Consider the following 25,220-nt stretch of genomic DNA (forward strand, 5'->3'; position numbering starts at 1 on the left):
AAATGTCCTTCCTGAAACTGGCGATTGCTCATGAGTAGCGCCAATGCATGCCGGTTTTCCTTTTGGCGAACAAGATCGACGTTGAGGATCCCATCGAAGCGGCAAGGATCTTCGACAGAATGTCCGCGCTCAGGAATTTCTGCGACGTTTCAAGAGCAATTGATGAGGAATTGCATATTCTGCCCAGTCTTCCGGCTCGAGCCTGACCTCGTTTTTGAGACCAGCGAAGAGGGAGGCTTTCAGATGCACACGGGGTCCGCCGAGGCGGTGTGAAGATGCCGTGGTTGAAAGGGCAGGGAAGCGATGATCAGAATCTGAACCACTCTGAGCTGTGCCAACCTGATTGATTTCCGCTCACGCCAATGCTTCCATGACCGCTTCGGGATTCCGCTCGATCACGTTGAGCAGCACCAACGCCGGTCCCCTCGGAGTGCGGTCGCCGCGCTCCCAGTGCCGCAAAGTCGCGGTGGAGAAACCGAATCGGGCGGCGAACTGTTCCTGAGTCATGCCCACCTTGGCCCGCAAGGCTTTTACATCGACCTTGCGGGGACGATATACGCGCACGCCACGGATATCGCCCCCGGCGTGCGTGATGGCTTCTTGCAAGCCTTGCTTGATGTTGTTGAATGTGGCGCTCATGATTCCGCTCGTCTTTTCCAGATGTTCACCAATACACCGACCAAATCGGCCAGATCGTTGCGCTCGGCTTTGGTCAGATTCGCTTTATCGCCTTTGGCAAAGATTGTCAGCAGGTATAGCGGCATGAGGTCATCGTGATAGTAGTAGACGACGCGCACTCCTCCGCTTTTACCCTGGTCGCCACGGCGCCATCGCAGTTTGCGTACGCCACCCGTGCCTTCCATGATGTCCCCAGCCTTGGGATGCTCGGCCAGATAGCCGATTAGATCTTGGCGTTCTTCCGCGCTCAGGAGCTTGCTGGCCAGACGGATATAGGAGGGCAGTTCGGCGATGCCGTGCATGACTTCGTATTCCATACTAATCCAATGGATTATGTAAAACAAGCGCAGTTGGAAAATGGTTCCAGGAGACGAGTCCGCCATTCAACGGATTCTGTACGCTCATATGGGATCGTCTGCCCGTCGAAATTCCGCTTGCGGGAGAACAGCGTGCCGTTGAGACCGGGCTGGCGTAGGATGCGCTCGGATCTGTACCAGGCCGTGGTGCTGAGTGAACCCGTTGGCGCCCATCCATGGCCTGGGTTGCTCTGCTTTTAACGAGCTGTCGGCAGGATTGTATTGAGGCGCAATGGGTTGCTTATGGAGACCGAGACGAATTCGTCATCCATTTCGCCATCGTTGGAGTCGGACAGTCACTTCCCGTGCTCCACTGCGTGTAGATAGCCTGCCGGGCGCTTACAAGCCCTGCGTTCCGGAGGGGACTCGTACGGGTCGTAGATCCCCCCCCGTGGGCGGCAAGACATGGTTCAGCCTACGTTCCGCGATGCCGCAGAGGCCATATCCATGCCTTACTGATTCATCACTCCAAATTCTGCGCCTGTTCCCGCATCTGCTCGATCAGCAGCTTCAGATCCATGGCCGCGCGCGTCACGTCCATGCTGCCGGCCTTGGAGCCCAGCGTATTGGCTTCGCGGTTCATTTCCTGGAACAGGAAATCCAGCCGCTTGCCGGCGCTGCCGGCGTTCTTCTTGCCCGCCGCCGGTTTGCCGCCGCCGTCGCCCAGCAGATGGCGCAGTTCTTCCAGGTGCGAGCGCAGCCGCGACAGCTCTTCGGCCACGTCGATGCGCAGCGCGAACAGATTGGCTTCCTGGGCCAGCCGTTCGGACAGCTCGGTGCCCGAGATGTGATTGAAGCCGCCGGGGAAGGCGGTTTCCACGCTCTCGCGCAGCTTGGCGGCCAGCTTCTCGCGATGCTCGGCCAGCAATTGGGGCAGGTGGCTTTCCACGGTCTCGACGATGCGGCCCACGCCGTCGGCGCACTCGCGCATCATCGCGGCCAGGCGCTGGCCTTCGCGCTCGCGGCCTTCCTGCAACTGCGTCAGCGCCTGCTGGGCGGCCTGCAGGCAGGCGGCGCCCCAGACCTGGGGATCGAGCGCGTCGTTGCCGCGCTGGCCGGGCCAGTTGAACAGTTCCACCAGGCGGGGCGAGGCGATGTCGGGCAGGATGCGGCGCGCGGCCTGCAGCTGCTCGGACAGCGTCTCGAGCCAGGCCGGGTCGAGCCGGGACATGTCGGCGCTGGCATTGCGCGTGAAGGACACGCGGATCTCGACCTTGCCGCGCGCCAGTTGCGCCGTCAGCAGTTCGCGCAGCGGCGTTTCCACATGGCGCAGCTCGTCGGGCAGGCGGAAATACAGGTCGAGGAAGCGGCTGTTGACGCTGCGCAGTTCGAGCGCCAGCGTGCCTTGTTCCAGGTCTGCCTTGGCGTTGCCGAAGGCGGTCATGCTGCGGATCATGGTGTGTCTATCCTGTTCTTTGCCGGAGGGATGGCGCGTCGCGGCCGCCTGCACAGGGCGTTCGCGGGCGCGCGAGCGCCAATATCGCGGCAGGATACTCCATGCCGCCGCATTTTGCGGGGTTCCTGGGCGGGGCGCGGCGTTTCGCCAGGGCGCAAGCCCTTACAATGCCGCCATCTGAATTCTTGCCCTGGAGTCATCGTGACCACCACCCCCGCCATTGCCCGCCCGTCCGGCCGCGCCGTCGACGAATTGCGCCCCTTCAGCCTGGAACGCGGCTTTACGCGCTATGCGGAAGGTTCCGTGCTGGTCAAGGCCGGCAACACGCATGTGCTGTGCACGGCCAGCGTGCTGGAGAAAGTGCCGCCGTTCCTGAAAGGCAAGGGTGAGGGCTGGGTCACGGCCGAGTACGGCATGCTGCCTCGCGCCACGCACACGCGCGGCGACCGCGAGGCCGCGCGCGGCAAGCAGAGCGGCCGCACCCAGGAAATCCAGCGCCTGATCGGCCGCAGCCTGCGGGCGGTGTTCGACATGCGGGCGCTGGGCGAGCGCACGCTGCACCTGGACTGCGACGTGTTGCAGGCCGATGGCGGCACGCGCTGCGCCAGCATCACCGGCGCCTGGGTGGCGGCGTCCGACGCGATCGCGCTGCTGATGAAGCGCGGCGACCTGGCCGCCAGCCCGATCCGCGACGCGGTGGCGGCGGTGTCCGTGGGGCTGGTGCAGGGCCGCCCGGTGCTGGACCTGGACTACGAGGAAGATTCGGCCTGCGACGCCGACGTCAACGTCATCATGACGGGCGGCGGCGCGTTCGTGGAAGTGCAGGGCACGGGCGAGGGCGCGACCTTCACCCGCGCGGAGCTGGACCGCATGCTGGAGCTGGCCGAGGGCGGCATCGCCGGGCTGGTGCGGGCGCAGCGGGCTGCGCTGGCCGGCTGATTCAATCCTTGCGCGGGCTGGCGCGATGCGACGCCGGTCCGCAACGGCCCAAGCCCGTTCCGGGCTGGGCCGCCACGCCTGCTTCAACCCAGCAGCGGCCCCAGGGTCTGCGCCTTTTCCAGGCCCCACACCGTGCCGATCAGCGCGCGCAGTTCGCTTTCAGTGGCGGCATCGGCGTAGCGCCCCAGGCGCAGCGTCTTGTCTTCGATCTCGGCGCGGGACAGCGTGTTGCCGGGATCGCCCTTGGGTTCGTCCACGCGGCTGCGCAGCTGGCGGCCGTCACGGGTATGGACCGTGACCTTGCCGATCCAGCGCTGCGGGTAGGCGGCGTCGACTTCGGGATCCAGCTCCATTACGACGCGTTGACGGAACGCCGCCACGCGTTCGTCGTCCAGTCCGGCGTCGAATTCCGCCAGACCGGCGCGGCCTTGCAGCGCGACCAGCGCCAGCACCGTGCCCATCGAGAACTTGGACTGATGCACGGTGCGCGGATCGGTCACCGGCCCCAGCACGTCGATCGCGCCCTGGTGCACGTGCGTGACCACGCGCTCGATATCGTCCGGACTCAGCCCATGCTCGCGCAGCGCCTGTTGCAGCGCATCCGCCGCCGGATGCGTGTGGCGGCAGGAGGCGTGATACTTGAACGAGGTTTCGGCCAGCGCCCAGCGCGTGCCCAGCCGGTCGCACAGCTTGGCGGGATCGGCGTCGCGCGACATGCCCGCGGCCATGCCCTGCGGGCCTTCCAGGATGTGGCGGGCGCCGGTGAAGCCATCGCGCGCCAGGTAGGCGGCGGTCAGGCCGTCGGCGGCGGCCTTGGCGGTATGCAGCTGCTTGGAATCGGCGGCATCGCGCAGGAATTCCCATAGCCCGGCCGCCTGGGTGCCGGCCGAGCCCAGCGCATGCAGCATCTGCTCGGCGTCCAGGTTCAGCAGCCGGCCCACGGTGACGGCGGCCGCGATCGTGCCGGCGGTGCCGGTGGTGTGGAAGATCTTGTAGTGCGAACGGCCGAGGAATTCGCCGACGCGGATGCCGACCTCGTAGCCGGCCACGGCGGCGGTCAGCAGGTCGCGTCCCGAGCGTCCCAGCGCCTGGGCCACGGCCAGCGCCGGCGGGAACACCACGGCGGCGGGGTGGAACACCGAGCCGTTGTGCACGTCGTCCTGCTCGACCACATGCGCGGCGGCGGCGTTGACCATGGCCGCGAACAGCGGCGTGGTGCGCCGGCGGTTGATCAGCACCTCGCTGGGGCCGTCGGCCGGGCCCATGGCGGCGGCATAGCGCTCGATCGCCAGCACCGCCCGCGCCGAGGCGCCGGCCAGGATGGAGGCCAGGCAGTCCAGCAGCAGGTCCTCGGCGCGCCGCAGCACCGGCGCGGGAATGTCCTCGTAGCGCAGCCCGGCCGCGAAGGCGGCCAGCTCGGCGCTGAGGTGGGGGGTGTGGGAGGCGTTCGTCATCGTCAGAAGGAGCGGGGCAGGCCCAGGATGTGTTCGGCCACGTAGGACAGGATCAGGTTGGTGGAGATTGGCGCCACCTGATACAGACGGGTCTCGCGGAACTTGCGCTCCACATCGTACTCGTTGGCAAAGCCGAAGCCGCCGTGGAACTGCAGGCAGGCGTTGGCCGCTTCCCACGAGGCGTCGGCCGCCAGCAGCTTGGCCATGTTGGCCTGCGCGCCGCAGGGCTCGTGGGCGTCGAACAGGCGGCAGGCCTCGAAGCGCATCAGGTTGGCGGCCTCGACGTTGACGTAGGCGCGCGCGATGGGAAACTGCACGCCCTGGTTCTGGCCGATGGGGCGGCCGAACACGGTGCGCTCCTTGGCGTAGGCGGCGACCTTGTCGATGAACCAGTAGCCGTCGCCGATGCACTCCGCGGCGATCAGCGTGCGCTCGGCGTTCAGGCCGTCCAGGATGTACTTGAAACCCTTGCCTTCCTCGCCGATCAGGTTTTCGGCCGGGATTTCCAGGTTGTCGAAGAACAGCTCGTTGGTCTCGTGATTGACCATGTTGGGAATCGGGCGCACCGTCATGCCGTGCTTGATCGCGTGGTGCAGGTCCACCAGGAAGATCGACATGCCCTCGGACTTGCGCGTCACCTGGTCCAGCGGCGTGGTGCGCGCCAGCAGGATCATCAGGTCGGAGTGCTGCACGCGCGAGATCCAGACCTTCTGGCCGTTGATCACGTAGCGGTCGCCTCGGCGCACGGCCGTGGTCTTGATCTTGGTGGTGTCGGTGCCGGTGGTGGGTTCGGTCACGCCCATCGACTGCAGGCGCAGCTCGCCGGTGGCGATGCGCGGCAGGTATTCGCACTTCTGCGCCTCGGAGCCGTGGCGCAGCAGCGTGCCCATGTTGTACATCTGGCCGTGGCAGGCGCCGGAATTGCCGCCGCTGCGGTTGATTTCCTCCATGATGACCGAGGCCTCGGTCAGGCCCAGTCCGGAGCCGCCGTATTCCTGGGGAATCAGCGCAGCCAGCCAGCCGGCCTCGGTCAGCGCGCGGACGAATGCCTCGGGATAGCCGCGCTCTTCGTCGATCTTGCGGAAGTACTCGCCGGGGAACTGGGAACACAGGTCGCGCACGGCTTCGCGGATGTCCTGGTAGGCGTGGGAGGCTTGGGGCATGGGGGCTTCTTGGATCGTGATGGATGGAAATTCGGTACAGGATGGACTGTGCCGCAAGGCGCAGGGGCTGCCAATTCACAATTCATTAACACGGGCTTGCTCCGCGCCTAAGCGCGCGATCATGACAAGGGTTTGTCATGCAAGGGGCCGGGTTGTGTCAAGAATTTGCCAAACTGTGTCCGCATAATCATTCGCGATGTGCCCTGGAGGCAGGGCGATGGGATGGATATGCGGAAGAATCTGAGAGTCACCACGGCCTTGTCGGCGATCCTGGCCTTGTTCGTGGTGCTGTTCGCGGCGGCCGCCGCCGCGGGCATCGCGGTGCTGCGCGACAATCGCGCCGATATTGAAGCGCTGGGCAAGGGCAGCATCGAGCGCGCCAGCGACCTGGCAGACATGACCAGCCGTCTGTTCCAGGCGCGCGCCGCGTTGACCGATGCCAAGACGGCCATGGAAGGCGGGCTGGAAGAGGCGCGCAATGCGTCGATCAAGCAGTCCGAGACCCTGCTCAAGCAGGCCGCCGACAGCCTAGCGCGGCTGCGCGCCAATCCGGACACCAGCGCGCAGGGCGCGCCGCTGTTCGACCAGATGCTGGCCGCCTACGCGGCCTTCGCCGACCAGACCCTGGCGCCCATGCAGAAGGCGATACAGGGCTGGAACGGCATCGAGGTGAATCGCCTGGTCGACAAGGTGCTGCCGGGCAGCGGCAGCACCTATGTGAGGCAGGCCGAGGCCTACCAGGCCTACGCGCGCCAGCGCGGCGAGGCGGCGGTGGCCGGCGCCAGCGATACCCTGGCCAGGGTCATCCTGGTGGCGGCGGTGGTGCTGGGGCTGGTGGTGCTGCTGGCCGTGCTGATCCGCCTGGCGTTCCGGCGCGGCATCCTGCGCCCGCTGAACGAGGCCGGCGCGCATTTCGACCGCATCGCCGACGGCGACCTGACCGGCGCGATCGCGCTGCGCGGCGACAACGAGATCGGCGTGCTGTACTCGGCCATGCGCCGCATGCAGACCGGTCTGACCGAGGCGGTGGCCTCGGTGCGCTACGGCGTCGAGGAAATCCATACCGGCTCGGGCGAGATCGCCGCGGGCGGCGCCGACATGTCCGACCGCACCGCGCGCCAGGCTGGTTCATTGCAGGAAGCGGCCGCCAACATGACGCAGCTGGCGCACACCGTGCAGCTGACCGCCGGCAACGCCGATCAGGCCAGCCGCCAGGCGCAGAGCGCCACTCAGCTGGCCCAGCGCGGCGGCCAGGCGGTCGACGAAGTGGTGCAGAGTATGCGCGGCATCGCCGACAGCGCGCGGCGCATCGGCGAGATCGTGGGCGTGGTCGACAGCATCGCCTTCCAGACCAATATCCTGGCGCTGAACGCGGCGGTCGAGGCGGCGCGCGCCGGCGAGCAGGGCAAGGGCTTCGCCGTGGTGGCGGGCGAGGTGCGTTCGCTGGCGCAGCGCAGCGCGCAGGCGGCCAAGGAAATCAAGGGCCTGATCGACGATTCGGCGGCGCGGGTCGAGGCCGGCGTGCGCCAGGTCGGCCTGGCCGGCGACACCATGCGCGACATGATGGTGTCGGTGGACCGCGTGACGCAGATCGTGGCCGAGATCTCCAGCGCTACGGCAGAGCAGGCCGCCGGCATCGCCTCGGTCAACCTGGCCGTGGCCGACGTGGAGCGCTCCACGCAGGAGAACGCCGCCATGGTCGAGCAGACCGCGGCGGCGGCCGCTGCGCTGGAAGGCCAGGCGCAGGCCTTGCGGCGCGCCGTGGCGGTGTTCCAGATCGCCCAGGAAGAGGACGAGGCGCGGCAGGCCTCAGCCGCCGGCGAGCTGCGCCAGGGATCCGCCGGTATAGCGCTCGCTCACCAGCGACAGGTTCCCATGCTTGACCTTGTGCTTGACGTGCGCGGCGGCCGACGCGATGTCCTCCGGGCGGATGCGCTCGCATAGGGAAGGCGTGACCGTCAGCGCGCCCACGCCGAGGGTCACGAAGGGAAAGAAGCGCGGCACGCCGTAGCGGTCCTCGGCCTCGATGCCGCCGTTGCGGCGGCCCTCGTCGTCATAGAGGTCCATGGCGCGGTCGTTGAACTCGGCGATGATGCGCTGCACCCGCTCCATCCAGTCGGGGCTGCGCAGCAGCACCACGAAATCGTCGCCGCCGACATGGCCGACGAAGTCGCGCAGCGGATCGCAATGCCGCTTGATGACCTCGGCGGTCAGCAGGATCATGTCGTCGCCGCGCCAGTAGCCGTAGACGTCGTTGAACGGCTTGAAGTTGTTCAGGTCGCCATAGCAGACGGTGAAGTCCTCGGCGTCATCGAGCAGGGTGGCGATGTGCCGGCTGATGGGGATGTTGCCGGGCAGCGAGGTCAGCGGGTTGGCGTAGCGGGCGGCCTCGATGCGCATCTCGGTGACCGAGCGCACCAGCGTCTCGCCGGTGGCCAGGCCGTCGTAGCGGCCGTCGCGGGTGATGATCAGCCCGTCCATCAGGTAGCGCTGGTCTTCGGAGATCAGCACGTGGCTGAGCTGGTCGATCGACACGTTCAGGTCGACCAGCACCGGCTCGCCGTTCATGAAGGTGGAGCAGGTATCGCGGCCGAACAGCTCACGCGTGTAGCGCTGCGCGTAGTGCTCGGAGAAATCGCGGCGGTTGATGATGCCGACCGGGCGGTTGTCGGCGTCGACCACGGCCACGGCATGCAGGTGCTTGTGTTCCATGAACAGGCGGTGCACATCGTCGTTGGTGTGTTTGCCAAGCAGGGCGGCGGGCGCCTCGACCCTCAGGCTGGCGGCGGTGCCGCCGGCCGAGCGCTGGGCCAGCGGCGTGGGCGTGCGCACGCGCAGCGAATCTCGCAGCGGCTGCGTCAGTTCGGTCAGCAGGGCTTCTTCGGGCCGCCCCAGCAGCCAGCCCTGGGCGTAGCGGATATCCAGCTCGCGCACCACGGCCAGGTCCTCGGCCGTCTCGATGCCTTCGGCCACGATGGCGGTGCCCAGGTGCTGGGCGACCTTGAGGATGGCGCGCACCATGTTCTGCTTGCGGTCGTCCTGGCCGATGCCACGGAAGAAGTAGCGGTCGATCTTGACCAGATCGGGCTGCATCTCGGCCCACAGCTGCAGGTTGGAATTGCCCACGCCGTAGTCGTCCAGCGCGATGCGCATGCCGCAGTCGCGCAGGCAGGCGAAGGCGCTGCCCAGCGCGGCCATGTGCTCGGATAGCGGATCCTGCTCGGTCAGCTCGACGATGATGCTGGTGGGTTCGAGCGCGCAATCCTTGAGCAGCCGCAGCGGCATTTCGTCGCCCCACAGCGTCCAGTAATGGATCAGTGCCGAGCCGGACAGGTTCAGGAACAGCTTGCCCTGGGCGTGGGCTTCATGGAAGCCCTGGGCGCCGGCGCGGAAGCTGGCCAGTTCCAGCTGGGGATGCAGGCCCTGGCGGCGGGCCTCGGCGAACAGCGCGTCGGGAAAGTGCAGCGCCGAGTCCGACGGGCCGCGGATCAGGCTTTCATGGCCGTAGATGCGGCTTTGGGCCAGGTCGATGACAGGTTGGAAGCGGGGTTGCAGGAGGCGTTCGCGCAAGATGCCGGCCAGACTGGCGTGACCAGACCCCACTGCCGGAATGGAATGGGGAGCGCCGGCCGCAACCGGCCGGGGCAAAGCGTGAAGAGAGTTCATCGCCGGTGCGTCAGATACGATCAGTGACAAGATTATCCATAGTGACAATAAAATATGTCTGTCTTGTTGCGCGATTGCCATATTCATCATTCTTCCTGCGCTGGCGCAACAGCGGCATGGCAGGCCGGGGCGGGCAGGGCGGCGCCGGCCGGCTCCCTTACAATGCCGCCATGACTTCCCCCAAGATTCCCGAATCGCTGCGCCGCGTGGTGCTGGCGTCCAACAATGCCGGCAAGCTGCGTGAGTTTTCCGCCTTGTTCGCCCCGCTCGGCATGGAGCTGGTGCCGCAGGGCGAGCTGGGCGTGCCCGAGGCCGAAGAGCCGCACGTCACCTTCATCGAGAACGCCCTGGCCAAGGCCCGCCACGCCAGCCGCCTGACCGGCCTGCCGGCCCTGGCCGACGACTCCGGCCTGTGCGTGGCCGCGCTGCAGGGCGCGCCCGGCGTGTATTCGGCGCGCTACGCCAAGATGCACGGCGGCGAGAAATCCGACCAGGCCAACAACGCGCTGCTGGTCCAGAAGCTGGCCGGCCAGGCCGACCGGCGCGCCTGGTACGTGGCGGTGCTGGCGCTGGTGCGCGCCGAGAACGACCCGTGTCCGCTCATCGGCGAAGGCCATTGGCACGGCGAGATCATCGACCAGCCCGAGGGCGCCAACGGCTTTGGCTACGATCCGCATTTCTACCTGCCCGACCTGGGCCTGACCGCCGCCTCGCTGGATCCGGCGGAAAAGAACGCCGTCAGCCACCGCGCCCGCGCGCTGCGCGAGCTGCTGGGCAAGCTCAATCAGGCCTGAGCGGCGCGCCGCCCTCCCAGCATTCGTACCCCAGCATGTCCATCACCATTCCCATCCGCGCCGAATCGGGCGCTTCGCGCCCGCGCCTGGCGGCGGGCTCCGCCCTGACCAGCCTGCCGCCGCTGTCGCTCTATGTGCACGTGCCCTGGTGCGTGCGCAAGTGCCCGTACTGCGACTTCAATTCGCATGCATCGCCGGGCGAGGGCATTCCGGAACGCGCCTACCTGGATGCGCTGCGCAGCGACCTGGAGCAGGCGCTGCCCGGCATCTGGGGCCGGCAGGTCGTGTCGGTGTTCATCGGCGGCGGCACGCCCAGCCTGCTGTCGGCCGCCGGGCTGGACGAGCTGCTGGCGATGCTGCGCGCCTGCCTGAACCTGTGGCCGGACGCCGAGATCACGATGGAAGCCAACCCCGGCACGGCCGAGGCCCGCCGCTTCCGGGACTATGCCGCCAGCGGCGTGACGCGCTTCTCGCTGGGCATCCAGAGCTTCGATGATGTCCAGCTCAAGAAGCTGGGCCGCATCCACGACGCGGCCCAGGCCCGCGCCGCGATCGAGATGGCGCAGCGCGCCGTGCCGCGCGTCAACCTGGACCTGATGTTCGCCTTGCCGGGCCAGACGCTGGCGGCCTGTACGGACGATCTGCGCCAGGCGCTGGCCTTCGGCACCGAGCATCTGTCGCTCTATCACCTGACGATGGAGCCGAACACGGTCTTTGCCAAGTTTCCGCCCGAGGACCTGCCGGACGACGATGCCAGCGCCGCCATGCAGGACCTGGTCGAAACCGAACTGGCCGCCGCGGGCCTGGCCCGCTATGAGGTGTCCGCCTACGCCCGGCCGGGCGCGCGCTGCCGGCACAACCTGAATTACTGGGAGTTCGGCGACTACCTGGGCATCGGGCCGGGCGCCCACGGCAAGCTGTCCTTCCATGACCGCATCGTGCGCGAGGCGCGGCTGCGCAACCCGGAATCCTGGATGCAGGCCGCCGCCGCGCGCGATGGCAGCCATCTGGCCGAAAGCCGCCAGGTCGGACCGGACGAGCTGCCATTCGAGTTCATGCTGAACGCCTTGCGCCTGAAGGATGGCGTGGCGGCGACCTTGTTCAGCGAGCGCACCGGCTTGTCGCTGGCCGTCATCGCGCACCAATTGGAGGCAGCGGCCAAGCGCGGCTTGCTGGACGTCGATCCCACCCGTCTGCAGGCGACCGCCCTGGGCTGGCGCTTCCTGAACGACCTCCAGGAAATGTTCCTGTAGCAAAAGGGCACCAAGATGGGGCGTTCATGCCCCATCTTTTGCACCATATTGGTGCTACATTTTCCTTCTTACTCGCCATTGTCCCCGGGGATTCCCTGAGGGCAAACCTGGCACGCTTATTGCTTCCCTCTTTCATGCCAGTCGAGCGGCAGCGCCCTCGACCTTTTTATCTAATGGAGATGACATGGCAAGCCCGAAAGACGTCCTGAAACAGATCGCCGACAACGAAGTCAAATTCGTCGACTTCCGCTTTACCGACACCGTGGGCCGCGAGCACCACGTGTCCGTGCCCACGAGCGCGATCGATGAAGACAAGCTGGAAAGCGGGCAAGCCTTCGACGGTTCGTCGATCGCGGGCTGGAAGGGCATCGAAGCCTCGGACATGCTGCTCATCCCCGACCTGTCCACCGCCAACATGGATCCGTTCCGCGAAGAGCCGACGCTGATCCTGTCCTGCGACGTGGTCGAACCTTCGGACCTGAAGGGCTATGACCGCGATCCGCGCTCGCTGGCCAAGCGCGCCGAAGCCTACCTGAAGTCCTCGGGCCTGGGCGACACCGCCTACTTCGGTCCGGAACCCGAATTCTTCGTGTTCGACGGCGTGACCTGGAACACCGACATGTCGGGCACCTTCGTCAAGATCAAGTCGGAAGAGGCCTCCTGGTCCACCGGCCTGGACTTCGAAGGCGGCAACACCGGCCATCGTCCCTCGGTCAAGGGCGGCTACTTCCCCGTGCCCCCGGTCGATTCGTTCCAGGACATGCGCTCGGAAATGTGCCTGCTGATGGAACAGATGGGCGTGCCGGTCGAAGTGCACCACCACGAAGTGGCGGGCGCCGGCCAGCTGGAAATCGGCACCAAGTTCAGCACGCTGGTGCAGCGCGCCGACTGGACGCAGATCACCAAGTACATCATTCATAACGTGGCCCACGCCTACGGCAAGACCGCCACCTTCATGCCCAAGCCCATCGTCGGCGACAACGGTTCGGGCATGCACGTGCACCAGTCCATCTGGAAGGACGGCCAGAACCTGTTCGCGGGCAACGGCTACGCCGGCCTGTCGGACTTCGCGCTGTACTACATCGGCGGCATCATCAAGCACGCCCGCGCGCTGAACGCCATCACCAACCCGGGCACCAACTCGTACAAGCGTCTGGTTCCGCACTACGAAGCCCCGGTCAAGCTGGCCTACTCGGCCCGCAACCGCTCGGCCTCGATCCGCATCCCCTACGTCGGCAACCCGAAGGGCCGCCGCGTCGAGGCGCGCTTCCCGGACCCCCTGGCCAACCCGTACCTGGCCTTCTCGGCCCTGATGATGGCCGGCCTGGACGGCGTGCAGAACAAGATCCACCCGGGCGATCCGGCCGACAAGAACCTGTACGACCTGCCGCCGGAAGAAGACGCCAAGATCCCGACCGTGTGCGCCTCGCTGGAAGAAGCGCTGGAAGCCCTGGACAAGGACCGCGAGTTCCTGACCCGTGGCGGCGTGTTCAGCAACGACATGCTCAACGCCTACATCGACCTGAAGATGGGCGATGTGAACCGTCTGCGCATGACGACGCACCCGATCGAGTTCGACATGTACTACAGCCTGTAGGGTAGACCCACCCCCGAAGCGCTTGCGCGCTTCCCCCTCAAGGGGGCACCGCTGCGGACCGGCAAAGCCGGCTCCGCGCGGTCTTGGGTGGGGGAGAGCATCGCTGAATTGAGGCGTTGCTGTCCGGAGTGTTTGTCTCCATGGGTGACGCTAGCGGGCCGGCTTGGCCGGTTCCGCTGCGTTCTCGATGGAGTTGTGTTGATTTCTTGCGTTGCGGGTGGCGCGTAGCGCGATGGGTAACTGAGATGAATGTAGAAGCTCTAGACCTGCTCGCCACGTCCGTTTTTCTGGTGAACGGGCGAGGCCACATCGAATACGCCAACGCCGCCGCCGAGGATCTGTTCGGGCGGTCGCGCAAGCAGCTGTGCGGACATTCGGCCGCCACGCTGTTCGACAATCCCGAGCACATACAGTCCTCCATCGATCGCGCCGCCGGCGGCCGCTATGCCGACGTCAGGCAGCTGGCGTTCCTGCGCCGCGCCATGGAGTCGGTGGAAGTGTCGGTCACGACCGTCGGGCTGACGGGCCAGCGCTGGCCCGTGCTGATCGAGGCGCGCGAGATCGAGCAGCGCGTGCTGGCCGATCGCAGTCATCGCCTGGTCGAGGAGATCGAGGCGCACCGCGAATTGCTGCGCAATCTCGCGCATGAAGTGAAGAATCCCCTGGGCGGACTGCGCGGCGCCGCCCAATTGCTGGAGGCCGAGTTGCCCAATGCGGCGCTGGCCGAGTACACCCAGGTCATCATTTCCGAAGCCGACCGCCTGCAGGCGCTGGTGGACCGCCTGAGCGGACCGCAGCGCGTGCCGCTGAACGCGCGGCCGGTGAACATCCACGAGATCTGCGAGCGCGTCTGCGCGCTGATACAGGCCGAGTTCCGCGACGAGATCACGCTGCTGCGCGACTACGACGCCTCCGTGCCCGACCTGAAGGGCGACGCGGCCCGGCTGATGCAGGCGGTGCTGAACGTGGCCCGCAATGCCGCGCAGGAACTGATGGCGCGTCCCAGGGACGCCGGCGTGGAGCATGGCGTGGTGACGCTGCGCACGCGGGTGGCGCGGCAGGTCATGCTGGCGCACCGGCAGCACCGGCTGGCGCTGGTGCTGTCCATCATCGACAACGGTCCGGGCGTGCCCGAGCACATCCGCGACCGCATTTTCCACCCGCTGGTGACAGCCCGTGCCGGCGGCACGGGACTGGGCCTGAGCCTGGCTCAGGACTTCGTGCAGCAGCACGGCGGCATCATCGAATTCGAATCCCGGCCCGGGCGCACCGAGTTCCGCCTGGTCCTTCCGATGGAGCCCGCACACTGATGAAACCTGTATGGATCGTCGATGATGACCAGGCCATCCGCTGGGTGCTTGAAAAGGCCCTGGCGCGCGCTGGCATCCCCACCCGCAGTTTCTCCCAGTCGGCCGACGTGCTGGACGCCTTGGCGCGCGATATCCCGTCGGCGCTGGTGTCGGACATACGCATGCCGGGCGGCAACGGCCTGGAGCTGTTGCGCCAGCTGAAGGAACGCCACGCCGGCCTGCCCGTGATCGTGATGACGGCCTTCGCCGACCTGGACAGCACCGTGTCCGCCTTCCAGGGCGGCGCGTTCGACTACCTGGCCAAGCCCTTCGATGTGAACGAGGCGGTGGCGCTGATCCAGCGCGCGATGCAGGAGTCCTCGCAGCAGGACGAGGCCGCGCCCGGGCAGGACGAGGCGCAGAACAACGAGCGCTGGATGATGACGCAGTCCTCGTCCACCGCCATGCAGGAAGTCTTCCGCGCCATCGGCCGGCTGGCCCAGTCCAAGGTCACCGTGCTGATCACGGGCGAGTCCGGCACCGGCAAGGAACTGGTGGCGCGGGCGCTGCACGGCCATGGCGTGCGCGCCGGCGGTCCCTTCGTCGCGCTGAACGCGGCGGCGATTCCGCGCGACCTGCTGGAGGCCGAACTGTTCGGCCACGAACGCGGCGCCTTCACCGGCGCCAACACGCTGCGCCGAGGTCGCTTCGAGGAAGCGCACGGCGGCACGTTGTTCCTGGACGAGATCGGCGACATGCCGATCGAGCTGCAGACCCGTCTCCTGCGCGTGCTGGCCGAAGGCAGCTTCTACCGCGTGGGCGGCGCCCAGCCGGTGCGCGTGGACGTGCGCATCGTCGCGGCCACCCACCAGCCGCTGGAGCAGCGGGTGGAGCAGGGCCTGTTCCGCGAGGATCTGTTCCACCGCCTGAACGTGATCCGGCTGCGCCTGCCGCCCTTGCGCGAGCGCACCGAGGACATTCCGGCGCTGGCCAACCACTTCCTGACGGCCAGCGCACGCGCGCTGGGCGTGCCGGTCAAGCGCTTGACGCCCGAGGCGCTGGCGGTGCTGACCCGCTTCGACTTCCCCGGCAACGTGCGCCAGCTGGAGAATTTCTGTCACTGGCTGACCGTGATGGCGCCGGGGCAGACGGTGGAGCCCGCCGATCTGCCGCCCGAAATCCGCGCGGTGGATCCGCAGCAGGCATCCGGCGCGTCGATGGCGCCGCGCCCGCCGGTGGCTGCCATCGGCACGGTGTTGCCGACCGCGATGCCGGCGCAGGCCGAGCCGGATGCGGCGACGCCGCGCAACTGGCAGGATCCCTTGTTGCGCGACGCGCAGCATCGGCTGGAGCGCGGCGAGCCGGCCGTCATGGCCACGCTGACGCGCCAGTTCGAGAAGATCCTGCTGCAAAGCGCGCTGGATGCCAGCCGTGGCCGCCGCGTCGAGGCCGCGACGCGGCTCGGCATCGGCCGCAATACCATCACGCGCAAGCTGCGCGAGCTGGGCATCGAGGACGACTGAGGCGCGGGCGCGGCATCGCGCCCGCCCTCAGCCCAGCCCGAGCAGGCTTTCGCACAGCCGGGGTGACTTGAGCTTTTCCAGCCACCACTTCAATGCCTCGCCCGGCGGCTCCGCGCGCCACGCGTAGGCCACATGCTCCGTCAAGGGCATGCCTTCCTCCGTTTCGCAGATCGTCAGGAGGCCTTGTGCCAGATACGGCGCGGCCAGCGTCACCGGCAGGTAGCCGCAGCCCAGGCCGCGCACCTGCGCGTCGATCTTGGCCTGCATCGTGGGCATGACCAGCACGGGCTGTTCCGACAGGATCCCGCGCGTCTGCGGCGGCAGGCCGCGGCTGGTATCGGCCACCACCACCGCGCTATAGCGGTTGAGATCGGCCGGGCCCAGCGGGCGGTCCAGCGCCGCCAGCGGATGGCCGGCCGCCACGCAGAACGCGAACTGCACCTGGCCCATGGCCTGCGAGCGATACGGGCCGGTCGGCTCGCCGGCCGCGCCGGCGCCGACGACCAGATCGGCGCGCCCGGAGGTCAGCGCGTCCCAGTTGCCGCTCAGCACCTCGGTGGAAAAACGCAGCGCGGTGGCGCTGCGCAGCGCCTGGAATTCCTCGATCAGGTCATACAGCGGGCGCCATGGCAGCACGGCGCTGACCGCGATGCGCAGCTCCACCTCCCAGCCCGTGGCGATGCGCTTGACGCGGCAAGCCAGGTCGTCGAGCGATTGCAGGACGTGGCGGCCTTCCCGCAGCAGCGCTTCGCCGGCGGGGGTGAGCCGCGCGCGCTGCCCGCTGCGGTCGAACAGCAGCACGTCCAGTCCGTCCTCCAGCTTGCGGATGGCGTAGGTCACCGCCGAGGGCACCTTGCCCTGTTCGCGGGCGGCCTTGGCGAAGCTGCCGTGGCGCGCGATGGCGTCCACCAGGGTCAGCAGCTCGGGGGTGATGGGCTGGGAGAGCGGGGTCGTGGCCATGCATTCAAAAATTATGAACGTTGTCTTCAAAAACGGGCGACAAAGCAGGCTGCCGTCAGGCGCAGAATATCACTCATGCCGGTTGTGCAGCTAGAAACCGAACGGCGATTCCCGCCAGCAGGTACGGCACAACCATTCATTTTATTGAAATAGGAGTCAGCCATGCTTACCATCCGCCGCAGCGCCGAACGGGGCCATGCCAACCACGGTTGGCTCGACTCGTTCCACACCTTCTCTTTCGCCAACTACTACGACCCGGCGCACATGGGCTTTGGCGCGCTGCGCGTGATCAACGATGACCGCATCGCCGCCGGACGCGGTTTCGGCACCCACGGGCACCGCGACATGGAGATCATCACCTATGTGCTCGACGGCGCCGTCGCCCACAAGGACAGCATGGGCAGCGGCTCGACCATCCGGCCAGGCAATGTGCAGCGCATGAGCGCGGGCCGGGGCGTGCTGCATTCTGAGTTCAACCCGCTGCCGGATGCCGAAACGCATCTGCTGCAGATCTGGATCGAGCCCGACGTGGCCGGCATCGCGCCGGAGTACGAGGAGCGTGAATTCAGCGATGCGCAGAAACGCGGCCGCCTGCAGGCGCTAGTGTCGCCGGATGGCGCCGAGGGCTCGATGAAGATCCACCAGGACGCCCGGCTGTACGGTGGGCTGTTCGACGGCGATGAAAGCGCCGAGCTGCCGCTGGCGGCGGGGCGTCGCGCCTGGGTCCATGTGGCCCGGGGAGAGATCGTCGCCAATGGCGAGACGCTGAAGGCCGGCGACGCGCTGGCGCTCAGCGATGAGGCCGCCGTGAAGCTGTCGAACGGCAAGGATGCCGAAGTGCTGGTGTTTGACCTGAAGTAGGGGGCCCCCCCGAGCGCTGCGCGCTTCCCCCAGGGGCGCCGCTACGGACCGGCGGAGCCGGATCCGTGCGGCCCCGCTTGGGAGGCTTTGCCCCGATTGGGAGGTTTTGCCGCGATTGGTGGGCGGCGTGAGGGGGCTGTGTTACTAAGATGGAATGTAGTTGCAGGATTCAATTGGGAGAAATGACCATGACGACCTTGTCTGACGATGGCGCGAGCCAGATTGAAACGGTGGTGGTGCCGCGCAGCAGCGATCTGGGCGGATTCGAGGTTCGGCGGGCGCTGCCTTCGGCGCAGAAGCGCACGGTCGGGCCTTTCGTGTTCCTGGATCATATGGGACCGGTCGAGTTCAGGGCCGGCAGCGGCATCGATGTGCGGCCGCATCCGCATATCGGGCTGTCCACGGTCACGTATCTGTACGAAGGGTCGATGGTGCATCGCGATGGCGCGGGGCATACGCAGACCATCCTGCCGGGCGAAGTGAACTGGATGACGGCGGGCCGGGGCATCGTGCATTCGGAGCGCTCGTCGCCCGAAAGCCGGCAGGCCGACCAGCGGCTCTGTGGCCTGCAGATCTGGGTGGGGCTGCCGAAACAGCATGAGGAGACCGATCCCGGTTTTGTCCACTACGGGCTGGACGCGCAGCCGGTGGTGGAAGGCGAGGGCGTGCGCGCCCAGGTGGTGGCCGGCGAGCTGTTCGGCAAGACCTCCAGCGTCAAGACGCTGTCGCCGCTGTTCTACGGTGATATCCAGATGCGCGCAGGTTCGACCCTGGTCCTGCCTGCCGAGCATGAAGAGCGCGCGGCCTATCTGGCCACGGGCTCGATAGAGGTCGATGGGCAGGTGTTCGAAAGCGGCCGTCTGGTCGTGTTCGCGCCGGGCAGGCCGGTGCAGATCCGCGCGGTGAGCGATGCGCGCTACGCGGTGCTGGGCGGCGAGCCGCTGGACGGTCCCCGCTTCCTTTGGTGGAACTTCGTGTCCAGCAGCAAGGACCGTATCGAGCAGGCCAAAGAGGACTGGCAACGCGATCGTTTCGGCCAGACGGTGCCGGGCGACGAGACGGAGTTCATTCCCTTGCCGCCGCCCAAGGCCTGACGGGCATCAGAAATCTCCCCCAGCACGGTTTGCGCTTGCCGCTGGGGGAGGTGACGGTCTGGCGAAAAAAAACGGCCGGCGACTCGCGTCCCGGCCGTTTCCGTTTGCGCAAGGCGTCCGCGCGCGGTCTAGGCGCCGTCGGCCGGCTCGAAGGCGGCGCCCTTGAATACACGCCTGGGGCTGCCGCGCTCCACCTCATGGTGGAACTGACGGCGGCGGGCGCGTTGCGCCGCGTCCCGCGCCTGCTCGTGGCTGGCCAGCCGATGCGCGATCAACAGCACGGCGAGGCGCTTGTTGGCATGCTGGCTGCGCTCGGTCTGTACCTTCACGCTGATGCCGGTGGCAACGTGCGTGGCGCGCACGGCGGATTCCGTCTTGTTGACATGCTGGCCGCCAGGTCCGGACGAGCGCGTCGTTTCAAAGCGTATGTCGGCGGCCAGGCTGGGCGCGGGCGCTTCGCAGCGCAGCACGCCGATGAACCAGTTCTTGCGCGGATGGGACGGACGGTAAGGGCTGGGGCAGGTCCACTGGATCGATCCCTCCCAGCTCGCCGCCAGTTCCGCCGCGCCGTCGCCGTCCAGGCTCAGCAGCACCGAGCGGTAAGTGCCGGTCTTGCCGCCGCTTTCGCTTTCGACGATGTCCACATCGACCGAGCGGGCCTGCGCTTCGCGCGACAGCCGCGCCAGCGCCTTGGCCACCGCCAGGCAGCACTCGTCCGGCCCCTGGGCCGAGGATAGTTGCAGCAGGATCATCAGCAGCATCCTCCCCGGGTCTTGTAGGTCAGCACCGGACGCAGCTTGGCCAGCACCGTCAGCAGGCCGGCCTGTTCCAGGCTGGCGATGATGCTGTCCACCGGCTTGTAGGCCTCGGGCGCTTCTTCGTAGATCAGCTGCTTGTCTTCGCAGACGACGTGGCTGCCCAGCCGGGTCTTGGCGAGTTGCGCGGGGCTGTAGCGCTTGAACAGCCGGTCCTTGCACTCGCTGCGCATCCACTTGCGGCCCGCGCCGTGCGCCAGCGAGTACAGGCTGGCCGCGCTGGGAACCGGCGCCACCAGATAGCTGAAGTCGCCGCGCGAGCCCGGGATCACAACCAGTCCGCCGTCGGACGGCGTGGCGCCCTTGCGGTGCAGCCAGCCATGTTCGCCCTGGACTTCGGCGCGCGTGACCAGGTTGTGGTGCACGTCCAGCACCTGTCCGCCGTCCGTGCCGAGCCGGTCCAGCATGCGGCGCGCGACCAGCTGCCGGTTGGCCCGGGCGTAGCGCAGGGCGGCGTCGTGCCGCGCCAGGTAGGCCTGGCAATCGGCGCTGTCTTCGGCAAGGCCATCGTGGCCGTGCCGCTGGACATGCTCTTCCAGGATGGCGCGGCCCAGGCCGCGCGACCCGCTGTGGACCAGCAGGACGAGCCGGTCCAGATCCAGCTCCAGCGCGTCGACCGCCTGCGGGTCGTAGACGGTGTCGATGCGCTGCAGTTCGGCGAAGTGGTTGCCTCCGCCTATGGTGCCCAGCGCCTGCCGATGGCCGACATCCGCGGGCGCCAGCTCGGCGACCAGCGACTGCCAGCTGTCGTCCAGCGGTCCGTCGATATCGCCGAGCCGCTTCTCCAGCTTGGCGGTCGCGGCCTTGCGGGCGTCGATGCCGGTGGTCCATAGCGACATGCCGCAGCCGATATCGCCGCCGATCAGGGCGGGATACAGGCGTCCGGTGGAGAAGAAGGCGGCGCCCACCGGATAGCCTCGACCCGGATGCAGGTCGGGCATGCCGGCGACGCGGCGCATGCCGGCGAGCCTGGCGGTCGTGTGTAGTTGCTGGATCGCGTTGCCTTCGATCCAGGTGTCGTCCGAGGCGATCAGCGTGACGCTCTCGGACAGTGCTTGAATGCAATTGCCCATGGAATTTCCATAATCAGGTCTTGGAAAGGGCTTGCTTCCACAGGCATCGGAACCGCAAGGCGAGGCCACGGCTCGTCGGCGCGGCGCATGGCGCGGACGCGGCGATTGCGGCGCGGCGGACTGCCAGGCAGTGGCCGTGCGGGCGTGATGCGTATGAAAGACCCTGTATGGCAGGACCGGACCAGGGCAGTGCGAATGTCTTGCCGGCTTGTCTGCGGCAAGAAGAATTCAGTCGGGCTGGACGCGGCCTGCAAGGCGGGAAGTCGGTTGTTGTTGCATGATGATTCCTCCTGTGCAGTTCGGTTGATGGGGGGGATGGCGTCGCGGGTATGGCCATTCAAATGGCCGTTCATGGCCTGCGCGGCGCGGCTTCCACGGCGGATGCTCGTTGGCGCCGGTACGGGGCGTTGCGCGGGCGTCAGGCCGGAAAGAGCGCAACTCTATCATTGAACTTCGCGGCCTGTCTCGCGGTTGCCGCAAGCGAGGCCGTCATGCGCGTCGATACGTATGAATTGCGCCACAGTGCGTGCGCTCGGCGCCGCCAGGGCGACTGGCGCCGCGCAGTATGATGCGCGTCCGGCATCGACCACAACGCGATCGCCGCGAGACAACAACGGGATGGAGACATCATGCAACGCTTTACCTTGAACGCGCTGCGCGGCCTGGCCGCGCTGGCGCTGGTCCACGGCGCGGCCGCCGCGCAGGCCGCCGGCTATCCGGCCAAGCCCATCGTATTCATCGTGCCTTACACCGCCGGCGGCACCACCGATCTGGTCGCGCGCACCGCCGGCCAGAAGGTCGCGGAAAAGCTGGGCCAGCCCGTCATCGTCGAGAACCGTCCGGGCGCGGGCGGCAACATCGGCATGGACGCCGTGGCCAAGGCCGCGCCGGACGGCTACACCATCGGCTTCGGCGCCATTTCCACCAATGCGCTCAATCCCTTCGTCTATCCGTCGATGCCGTTCGATCCGACCAAGGACTTCACCGGCATCAGCATGCTGGGCGCGTCCTCGGTGGTGCTGGAGACCGGCCCGTCGATCAAGGTCGACAGCGTCAAGGATCTGGTCGCCTATGCCAAGCAGCATCCGGGCACCGCGTTCGGCACGCCGGGCACGGGCACGTCGATGCATCTGGCGGGCGTGATGTTCGACCAGCTGACCGGCGCCGGCATGCAGCACATTCCGTACAAGGGCAGCGCGCAAGGCATCAACGATCTGCTGGGCGGCCATCTGCCCATCATGTTCGACAACCTGCCGGCCTCGCTGCCGCATATCAAGTCGGGCAAGGTCCGCGCGCTGGCCGTGACCGGCAGCAAGCGCGCGCCGGCGCTGCCGGACGTGCCCACGCTGGCCGAACTGGGCTATGGCGCGGCCGTGGTCGATCCGTGGTTCGCCGTCTATGGCCCGGCCAAGATGCCGCCGGAGATCACCAAGACCTTGAGCGAGGCGTTCCAGGCGGCGCTGGCCATGCCCGAGGTCAAGACCAAGCTGGAGCAGGCGGGCTTCATGCCGTATGGCTCGACGCCGGAAGAGGTGGAAAAGCTGACGCGCAGCCAACACGAGGCCTTCAAGGCCTTGTCGCAGAAGGTGAAGCTGTCGGCGGATTGACGCCGCGACGGAAGTGACGGCGGCCTGGATGGCGCGCCGTTCGCGCGGGCGGCCCGGATCGTGGTCCGGGCCGCCCGCGTTGCGTTCAGCGGCCGCGCGCGAAGACCTGTTCGCGCTGTTCTTCCAGCGCCTCGCTGCGGATGAAGTCGCGCACGAAGGCGTCGGCCGGGTGATGATGCAGGTTGTACGGCGTGTCCCACTGCGCGATGCGGCCCTTGCTCATCACGCCGATGCGGTCGGCGATGGCGAAGGCCTCGGCCTGGTTGTGCGTGACCAGGATGGCGGTGTGGCCGGTGGCCTTCAGGATCTCGCGCACTTCGAAGGCCAGCCGCTCGCGCGTGTCCACGTCCAGGTTGGAAAAGGGCTCGTCCAGCAGCAGCAGCTCGGGCGAGGGCGCCAGCGCCCGGGCCAGCGCCACGCGCTGCTGCTGGCCGCCGGAGATCTCGTGCGGATAGCTGGCAGCGGCATGGCTGAGCCCCACCAGCTCCAGCATTTCCTCGACCCGGCGCGCGCGCGCCGCGCGGTCCAGCTTGCGCAGGCCGAAGGCCACGTTCTGCGCCACCGTCAGGTGCGGGAACAGCGCATAGTCCTGGAACATCATGCCGACCCGGCGCGACTCGGGCGCGACCTGCATGTCGGGGGTGGAGATGACTGTGCCGTCCAGCAGGATGCGGCCGGCGCGCAGCGGCTCGAAGCCGGCGATCGCGCGCAGCACGGTGGTCTTGCCGCAGCCGGATTCGCCCAGCAGGCAGCCGATGTGGCCGGCGGGCAGCGACAGCGTCAGGTCCCGCACCACGTCGCGCACGCCCTTGGGCGTGTCGTAGGCCAGCGAGATATGGTCGATTTCGAGCAGATCGGACGACAAGATGTTCAATGTCCCATTTTCAGATTGGTGCGCGCCAGCAGGATGACGGGCAACAGGCCCGCCAGCACGATGGCCAGCGCGGCGACCGCGCCTTCCTCGTAGGTACCTCGGGCGGCCTCGGCGTACAGCCAGGTGGCCAGCGTGTCGAAGTTCATCGGGCGCAGCAGCAGGGTGGCGGGCAGTTCCTTCATGGCGTCCACGAACACCAGCAACGCGCTGGCCGCCAGGGCCGGGCGCAACAGCGGCAGGTGGACGCGGCGCAGCGTGCCGGCGGACGTCTCGCCCAGCATGCGCGACGCCTGTTCCAGCGACGGCGGAATGCGGGCCAGGCCCGCCTCGATGGCGCCGGTGGAGATGGCCAGGAAGCGGATCGCATAGGCGCACACCAGCGCGCCCATGGAGCCCATCAGCAAGAGGCCGCTGCCGCCGAACAGGCGGCCCACGGCCGTATCGATCCAGACGAAGGGCGTGAGCAGCCCGATGGCCAGCACCGTGCCGGGCACGGCGTAGCCCAGGCTGGCGATGCGGCCGCAGGCGCGCCCGGGATTGAAGGCGGCGCTCTCGCGCAGCGTGCGTCCGGCCCAGGCGACGATCAGGCCGCACAGCAGGGTGACGACGGTGGCGCAGAAGGCTACGGTCAGCGTATTGCGCAGCCCGACCAGCAGCTGGCCCGACACGCCGCCGACCAGGTGCAGGCGCTTGTACGTTTCCACCATCAGGTACAGCGCCGGGGCGACGAAGCCCAGCAGCACGGGAATCCAGCCCAGCGCCGCGGCGACCAGCGCCGCCGGACCATGCAGGCGGCGTGGCTGCATCGGGCGCATGCGCTGGGTGTTGGCATAGCGCTGGCGCTTGCGGCCATGCCGTTCCAGCAGGATCAGTCCGACGACGATGGCCAGCATCGTCAGCGCGATCTGTGCCGCGCCGGCCAGGTCGGAACGCGTGACCCAGGTGGTGTAGACCGAGACGGTCAGCGTCTGCACGCCCAGGAATTCCGAGGCGCCGATATCGTTCAGCGTTTCCAGCAGGGCCAGGCTCATGCCGACCACGATGGCCGGACGCGCCAGCGGCAGCGCCACGCGGAAGAACACGCCGGCGCGGCCGGCGCCCAGGGTGCGGGCGGCTTCCAGCAGGCTGGCGGCCTGCGTCATGAACATCACGCGGGTGCTCAGGTACACATAGGGGTACAGCACGAAGCCCAGCACGAAGATCGCGCCCTGGATCGAGCGCAGGTCGGGCAGGCGGAACTGGCGCGGACTGTCGTAGCCCAGGATGGCGCGCAGGCCGGTCTGGATAGGGCCGATGGGATGCAGCAGGTCCAGATAGGCGAAGGCGATGATGTAGGTGGGCACGGCCAGCGGCAGCAGCAGCGCCCAGGTCAGCGTGTGGCGCGTGGGGAACTCGTAGGCGGTCACCAGCCAGGCCGATCCGGTGCCGAGCAGGGCCACCAGCGCGCCCACGCCGGCCAGCAGGATGAGGGTGTTGGCCAGCGCCTGGGGCAGCACGTAGCTGGCCAGGTGTTGCCAATGGGCCAGGTCGCCGCCCAGCGCCCACCAGCCCAGTATCAGCAGCGGCGCGAGCACCGCCAGGGCAATCAGGGCGGCGCCGGCGAGCCAGCCGGCGCCGCGTTCCGTCCAACGCACCCGCACCAGCCGGGACAAGGATTCAGTGTGACTGCTTGACCATCACTAGCTTCCACTTCTGGAGAGCAAAGAGAGGGAGAGAAAAAGAGGGAAGAGAGGGGAGGTAGAGGAGTGATGGAGAGAGGTGGGGGGAGGGGAGGAGGTAAGAGAAACGTACAGCGGAGTCAACAGAGCACAAAGGAGTGCAGAAAGAA

Annotated in this window: 21 protein-coding genes and 1 pseudogene; 10 read left to right on the top strand and 12 right to left on the bottom strand. The window is 67.6% G+C overall.

The genetic code is table 11. The features are described from left to right. Positions 1 to 354: 354 nt before the first annotated feature. From KDH83_RS10140 to KDH83_RS10150, 3 genes are all read right to left on the bottom strand, one after another. The gene (locus tag KDH83_RS10140) at positions 355 to 639 is read right to left on the bottom strand and encodes a helix-turn-helix domain-containing protein (RefSeq protein WP_212315025.1); all 285 of its coding nucleotides are present in this window, start codon (positions 637 to 639) and stop codon (positions 355 to 357) included. Continuing rightward, positions 636 to 995: a type II toxin-antitoxin system RelE/ParE family toxin gene (locus KDH83_RS32505; RefSeq protein WP_249204998.1), complete on the bottom strand. Its 360-nt coding sequence runs from the start codon at positions 993 to 995 to the stop codon at positions 636 to 638. The genes KDH83_RS10140 and KDH83_RS32505 overlap by 4 nt, the downstream gene beginning before the upstream one ends. Positions 996 to 1,497: 502 nt before the next feature. Then, entirely contained in the window at positions 1,498 to 2,430 is a 933-nt protein-coding gene (locus KDH83_RS10150; protein WP_212315027.1) for a YicC/YloC family endoribonuclease, read from the bottom strand. 201 nt (positions 2,431 to 2,631) lie between these two features. Here KDH83_RS10150 and rph point away from each other — a divergent pair, with 201 nt between their 5' ends. Then, on the top strand, positions 2,632 to 3,369 hold the full coding sequence (gene rph / locus KDH83_RS10155; RefSeq protein ID WP_103274523.1) for a ribonuclease PH: 738 nt from the start codon (positions 2,632 to 2,634) through the stop codon (positions 3,367 to 3,369). An 83-nt stretch (positions 3,370 to 3,452) separates the two neighbouring features. Here the strand turns inward: rph and KDH83_RS10160 are convergent, their stop codons facing one another. Next, positions 3,453 to 4,829 carry an MmgE/PrpD family protein gene (locus KDH83_RS10160; RefSeq protein WP_212315082.1) on the bottom strand — a complete coding sequence of 459 codons (1,377 nt, stop codon included), beginning with the start codon at positions 4,827 to 4,829 and terminating at the stop codon, positions 3,453 to 3,455. After that, complete coding sequence (locus KDH83_RS10165) at positions 4,826 to 5,986, bottom strand: acyl-CoA dehydrogenase family protein (RefSeq protein WP_212315029.1); 1,161 nt, start codon at positions 5,984 to 5,986, stop codon at positions 4,826 to 4,828. The genes KDH83_RS10160 and KDH83_RS10165 overlap by 4 nt, the downstream gene beginning before the upstream one ends. Before the next feature lie 228 nt (positions 5,987 to 6,214). Between KDH83_RS10165 and KDH83_RS10170 the strand changes: the two are divergent. Continuing rightward, positions 6,215 to 7,648 (top strand): annotated as a pseudogene (locus KDH83_RS10170) (methyl-accepting chemotaxis protein); the annotation flags it as partial. A gap of 147 nt (positions 7,649 to 7,795) precedes the next feature. Here the strand turns inward: KDH83_RS10170 and KDH83_RS10175 are convergent. Next, positions 7,796 to 9,652, bottom strand: a complete 1,857-nt coding sequence (locus KDH83_RS10175; RefSeq protein ID WP_349291616.1) for an EAL domain-containing protein — start codon at positions 9,650 to 9,652, stop codon at positions 7,796 to 7,798. 170 nt (positions 9,653 to 9,822) lie between these two features. Between KDH83_RS10175 and rdgB the strand changes: the two genes are divergently transcribed. The 5 genes from rdgB to ntrC all read left to right on the top strand — a co-directional run bounded on the left by rdgB (position 9,823) and on the right by ntrC (position 16,108). Continuing rightward, positions 9,823 to 10,446, top strand: a complete 624-nt coding sequence (rdgB, locus tag KDH83_RS10180) for an RdgB/HAM1 family non-canonical purine NTP pyrophosphatase (RefSeq protein ID WP_212315032.1) — start codon at positions 9,823 to 9,825, stop codon at positions 10,444 to 10,446. A 35-nt stretch (positions 10,447 to 10,481) separates the two neighbouring features. Beyond that, on the top strand, positions 10,482 to 11,699 hold the full coding sequence (hemW, locus tag KDH83_RS10185; protein ID WP_212315034.1) for a radical SAM family heme chaperone HemW: 1,218 nt from the start codon (positions 10,482 to 10,484) through the stop codon (positions 11,697 to 11,699). 184 nt (positions 11,700 to 11,883) lie between these two features. Then, positions 11,884 to 13,296, top strand: a complete 1,413-nt coding sequence (gene glnA, locus KDH83_RS10190; RefSeq protein ID WP_103274519.1) for a type I glutamate--ammonia ligase — start codon at positions 11,884 to 11,886, stop codon at positions 13,294 to 13,296. A 245-nt stretch (positions 13,297 to 13,541) separates the two neighbouring features. Then, the gene (glnL, locus tag KDH83_RS10195; protein ID WP_212315048.1) at positions 13,542 to 14,606 is read left to right on the top strand and encodes a nitrogen regulation protein NR(II); all 1,065 of its coding nucleotides are present in this window, start codon (positions 13,542 to 13,544) and stop codon (positions 14,604 to 14,606) included. Next, the gene (ntrC, locus tag KDH83_RS10200) at positions 14,606 to 16,108 is read left to right on the top strand and encodes a nitrogen regulation protein NR(I) (protein ID WP_212315050.1); all 1,503 of its coding nucleotides are present in this window, start codon (positions 14,606 to 14,608) and stop codon (positions 16,106 to 16,108) included. Before glnL ends, ntrC begins: the two co-directional genes overlap by 1 nt. A 27-nt stretch (positions 16,109 to 16,135) precedes the next feature. On the opposite strand, the gene KDH83_RS10205 is transcribed toward ntrC, so the two are convergent. Next, on the bottom strand, positions 16,136 to 17,068 hold the full coding sequence (locus tag KDH83_RS10205; RefSeq protein WP_212315052.1) for a LysR family transcriptional regulator: 933 nt from the start codon (positions 17,066 to 17,068) through the stop codon (positions 16,136 to 16,138). A 26-nt stretch (positions 17,069 to 17,094) separates the two neighbouring features. Further along, entirely contained in the window at positions 17,095 to 17,232 is a 138-nt protein-coding gene (locus tag KDH83_RS10210; RefSeq protein WP_212315054.1) for a hypothetical protein, read from the bottom strand. On the opposite strand from KDH83_RS10210, the gene KDH83_RS10215 reads away from it, so the two are divergent. Further along, the gene (locus tag KDH83_RS10215) at positions 17,231 to 17,929 is read left to right on the top strand and encodes a pirin family protein (RefSeq protein ID WP_212315056.1); all 699 of its coding nucleotides are present in this window, start codon (positions 17,231 to 17,233) and stop codon (positions 17,927 to 17,929) included. The two genes, KDH83_RS10210 and KDH83_RS10215, sit on opposite strands and share 2 nt — an antisense overlap. A 188-nt stretch (positions 17,930 to 18,117) precedes the next feature. Further along, positions 18,118 to 19,023 (top strand): pirin family protein, encoded by a 906-nt coding sequence (locus KDH83_RS10220; RefSeq protein ID WP_212315061.1) that lies wholly within the window; start codon positions 18,118 to 18,120, stop codon positions 19,021 to 19,023. 128 nt (positions 19,024 to 19,151) lie between these two features. Here the strand turns inward: KDH83_RS10220 and prfH are convergent, their stop codons facing one another. Together prfH and KDH83_RS10230 are read right to left on the bottom strand one after the other, a co-directional pair. After that, on the bottom strand, positions 19,152 to 19,775 hold the full coding sequence (gene prfH, locus KDH83_RS10225; protein WP_212315063.1) for a peptide chain release factor H: 624 nt from the start codon (positions 19,773 to 19,775) through the stop codon (positions 19,152 to 19,154). After that, a complete protein-coding gene (locus KDH83_RS10230; RefSeq protein WP_212315067.1) occupies positions 19,775 to 20,911 on the bottom strand; it encodes an RNA ligase RtcB family protein in 1,137 nt (378 codons plus the stop codon). Before KDH83_RS10230 ends, prfH begins: the two co-directional genes overlap by 1 nt. 629 nt (positions 20,912 to 21,540) lie before the next feature. On the opposite strand from KDH83_RS10230, the gene KDH83_RS10235 reads away from it, so the two are divergent. Beyond that, positions 21,541 to 22,518, top strand: a complete 978-nt coding sequence (locus KDH83_RS10235) for a tripartite tricarboxylate transporter substrate binding protein (RefSeq protein WP_212315069.1) — start codon at positions 21,541 to 21,543, stop codon at positions 22,516 to 22,518. Positions 22,519 to 22,603: 85 nt separating this feature from the next. Here KDH83_RS10235 and KDH83_RS10240 read toward each other — a convergent pair whose 3' ends face one another. After that, positions 22,604 to 23,392, bottom strand: coding sequence for an ABC transporter ATP-binding protein (locus KDH83_RS10240; RefSeq protein WP_212315071.1), 789 nt, complete (start codon positions 23,390 to 23,392; stop codon positions 22,604 to 22,606). Then, positions 23,389 to 25,032 (bottom strand): iron ABC transporter permease, encoded by a 1,644-nt coding sequence (locus KDH83_RS10245; RefSeq protein WP_212315086.1) that lies wholly within the window; start codon positions 25,030 to 25,032, stop codon positions 23,389 to 23,391. Before KDH83_RS10245 ends, KDH83_RS10240 begins: the two co-directional genes overlap by 4 nt. Positions 25,033 to 25,220 lie beyond the last annotated feature (188 nt).

The sequence above is a fragment of the Achromobacter sp. Marseille-Q0513 genome (assembly GCF_018195695.1).
Lineage (GTDB): Bacteria > Pseudomonadota > Gammaproteobacteria > Burkholderiales > Burkholderiaceae_B > Achromobacter.

Excerpts from the sequence above, each read along its gene's own strand:
- KDH83_RS10205 (WP_212315052.1), bottom strand. The coding sequence starts at position 17,068 with ATGGCCACGACCCCGCTCTCCCAGCCCATCACCCCCGAGCTGCTGACC.
- rdgB (WP_212315032.1), top strand. The coding sequence starts at position 9,823 with ATGACTTCCCCCAAGATTCCCGAATCGCTGCGCCGCGTGGTGCTGGCG.
- KDH83_RS10165 (WP_212315029.1), bottom strand. The coding sequence starts at position 5,986 with ATGCCCCAAGCCTCCCACGCCTACCAGGACATCCGCGAAGCCGTGCGC.
- KDH83_RS32505 (WP_249204998.1), bottom strand. The coding sequence starts at position 995 with ATGGAATACGAAGTCATGCACGGCATCGCCGAACTGCCCTCCTATATC.
- KDH83_RS10230 (WP_212315067.1), bottom strand. The coding sequence starts at position 20,911 with ATGGGCAATTGCATTCAAGCACTGTCCGAGAGCGTCACGCTGATCGCC.
- hemW (WP_212315034.1), top strand. The coding sequence starts at position 10,482 with ATGTCCATCACCATTCCCATCCGCGCCGAATCGGGCGCTTCGCGCCCG.
- ntrC (WP_212315050.1), top strand. The coding sequence starts at position 14,606 with ATGAAACCTGTATGGATCGTCGATGATGACCAGGCCATCCGCTGGGTG.
- KDH83_RS10220 (WP_212315061.1), top strand. The coding sequence starts at position 18,118 with ATGACGACCTTGTCTGACGATGGCGCGAGCCAGATTGAAACGGTGGTG.
- KDH83_RS10175 (WP_349291616.1), bottom strand. The coding sequence starts at position 9,652 with ATGAACTCTCTTCACGCTTTGCCCCGGCCGGTTGCGGCCGGCGCTCCC.
- glnA (WP_103274519.1), top strand. The coding sequence starts at position 11,884 with ATGGCAAGCCCGAAAGACGTCCTGAAACAGATCGCCGACAACGAAGTC.
- KDH83_RS10210 (WP_212315054.1), bottom strand. The coding sequence starts at position 17,232 with ATGGCTGACTCCTATTTCAATAAAATGAATGGTTGTGCCGTACCTGCT.
- KDH83_RS10235 (WP_212315069.1), top strand. The coding sequence starts at position 21,541 with ATGCAACGCTTTACCTTGAACGCGCTGCGCGGCCTGGCCGCGCTGGCG.
- KDH83_RS10215 (WP_212315056.1), top strand. The coding sequence starts at position 17,231 with ATGCTTACCATCCGCCGCAGCGCCGAACGGGGCCATGCCAACCACGGT.
- KDH83_RS10140 (WP_212315025.1), bottom strand. The coding sequence starts at position 639 with ATGAGCGCCACATTCAACAACATCAAGCAAGGCTTGCAAGAAGCCATC.
- prfH (WP_212315063.1), bottom strand. The coding sequence starts at position 19,775 with ATGATCCTGCTGCAACTATCCTCGGCCCAGGGGCCGGACGAGTGCTGC.
- glnL (WP_212315048.1), top strand. The coding sequence starts at position 13,542 with ATGAATGTAGAAGCTCTAGACCTGCTCGCCACGTCCGTTTTTCTGGTG.
- KDH83_RS10150 (WP_212315027.1), bottom strand. The coding sequence starts at position 2,430 with ATGATCCGCAGCATGACCGCCTTCGGCAACGCCAAGGCAGACCTGGAA.